This is a genomic window from Brevundimonas sp. (assembly GCF_032107865.1).
Lineage (GTDB): Bacteria > Pseudomonadota > Alphaproteobacteria > Caulobacterales > Caulobacteraceae > Brevundimonas.
In genome coordinates this window covers 1-1,902 of the sequence record NZ_DAMCNG010000337.1, presented here as the reverse complement: position 1 = coordinate 1,902, position 1,902 = coordinate 1, and the positions used below count along the sequence as shown (strand labels likewise).

Here is a 1,902-nt window from a genome sequence, read left to right as displayed (position 1 = left end):
CCCGGCGGCGAAGGGCAGGCGCCGGTCGTCGACCAGGACGGTGCGGTTGCGTCCCGCCGCCGTCCACTGTTCGGCGCCTTGACCGCCCGGCATGGCGGCGACCGCGCGTCGCGCGCCGACGAAGCCGTCCAGCCAGGGGGTCGCATAGCCCAGACCCAGCACATCGTTGCCGTTGGCCGCGCCCCAGGCGTCTTCCAGCCGCCGCGCCAGCATGCGTCGCACCAGCGCGCCGGTCGGCTCGCCGTAGAAGGTGCGGAGATCGTCGATGCTGCGGCGCATGGCGGGCAGTATGGCGGAAAGTCTGCGCGACTTCACCCGTTCTGGGCGACGGAGGGTTCCTCTTCGCGCGGCTTAGGATAGGGTTTCGATAGGAGACCCCCTCATGACCCTGACCGTTCGCCAGTTTCCCTGTCTGTCCGACAACTACGGCTTCCTGATCCGCGATGAGGCGACGGGGCTGGTCGCCGCCGTCGATACGCCGGACGCCGAGGCGATCCTGGCCGATCTGGAGGCGTCGGGCTGGGGGCGGCTGGATCTGATCCTGAACACCCACTGGCACGCGGACCACACCGGCGGCAACGAGCGGCTGCAGGCCGAGACGGGTTGCGAGATCGCTGGGCCGGAAGAGGTGCGCCGCGCGGCGCCGCTGGATCACGTTCTGGTCGACGGCGAGGCGGTGCGGCTGGGCGAAACGGCCTTCGACGTGGTGGTGTCGCCCGGTCATACGCTGGGTCATGTGGTCTATCATGCGGCCGAGGACGAGCTGGCCTTCGTCGGCGACGTCATCTTCGCCCTGGGCTGCGGGCGGCTGTTCGAGGGGACGCCGCAGCAGATGTGGGACAGCCTGAACCGCATCGCCGCCTGGCCCGAGGCGACGACGCTTTACTGCGCCCATGAGTATACGGCCTCGAACGCCCGCTTCGCCCTGTCGCTGCCGGACGCCGACGAGGCGTTGAAGGCGCACGCCGAGGCCATCTTCGCCGCGCGTGAGCGGGGCGAGGCGACCGTACCGACTTCGGTGGGGATGGAGCGCCGCTTCAACCCCTTCCTGCGCGCCCGCGACGCCGCCGACTTCGCCGCGCGCCGCGCCCTCAAGGACGGCTTCAAGGGCTAGGACGCCCGCCGGATTTTCCAGTCACTCACCATCGGAGATGTTCATGCAGTTGAAGGATCGGGTCGCGATCGTGACCGGCGCGGGCGGGGGCCTGGGCCGCTGTCACGCCCTCTATCTGGCCGGCCAGGGCGCCAGGGTCGTGGTCAACGACCTGACCGAGGCGGCGGCCCAGGGCGTGGTGGACGAGATCGTCGCTGCGGGCGGCCAGGCGATGGCGGCGGCCGGTTCCGTCACCGACGTCGACGCGGTGCAGGCCATGGTCGAGGCGGCGATGAAGGCCTGGGGCCGCATCGACATCCTGATCAACAACGCCGGCATCCTGCGCGACAAGAGCTTCTCGAAGATGACGCTGGATGACTTCCGCCTGGTGGTGGACGTGCATCTGATGGGGGCGACCATCTGCTCCAAGGCGGTGTGGGAGATCATGCGCGCCCAGAACTACGGCCGCATCGTCATGACGACTTCGTCCTCGGGCCTCTACGGCAATTTCGGCCAGGCCAACTACGGCGCGGCCAAGCTGGCTCAGGTGGGCCTGATGCAGACCCTGGCCATCGAGGGCGCCAAGCATAACATCAAGGTCAACGCCCTGGCGCCGACCGCCGCCACCCAGATGACGGCGGGCATCCTGTCGGAAGAGGTGCTGAAGGCGCTGGACCCCGCCCTGGTCAGCCCCGGCCTGCTGGCGCTGGTGGGCGAGGCGGCGCCGACGCGGGCCATCTTGTGCGCGGGCGGCGGGCATTTCGCCACGGCCAACATCACCCTGACGCCGGGCGTGCGGATCGGCGGGG

2 protein-coding genes and 1 pseudogene are annotated in these 1,902 nt (G+C 69.9%); 2 read left to right on the top strand and 1 reads right to left on the bottom strand.

All coding sequences use genetic code 11. The features are described 5' to 3' along the window. Positions 1 to 279 (bottom strand): annotated as a pseudogene (locus RT567_RS16425) (methyltransferase type 11); the annotation flags it as partial. Between the two features lie 103 nt (positions 280 to 382). Between RT567_RS16425 and gloB the strand changes: the two are divergent. Both gloB and RT567_RS16415 read left to right on the top strand, forming a co-directional pair. After that, positions 383 to 1,114: a hydroxyacylglutathione hydrolase gene (gloB, locus tag RT567_RS16420; protein ID WP_313577268.1), complete on the top strand. Its 732-nt coding sequence runs from the start codon at positions 383 to 385 to the stop codon at positions 1,112 to 1,114. A 43-nt stretch (positions 1,115 to 1,157) separates the two neighbouring features. Then, a partial coding sequence (locus RT567_RS16415) for an SDR family NAD(P)-dependent oxidoreductase (protein WP_313577267.1) occupies positions 1,158 to 1,902 on the top strand: 745 nt, incomplete at its 3' end.

What these genes read in the sequence shown, in the direction of transcription:
- gloB (WP_313577268.1), top strand. Translation starts at nt 383, where the DNA reads ATGACCCTGACCGTTCGCCAGTTTCCCTGTCTGTCCGACAACTACGGC.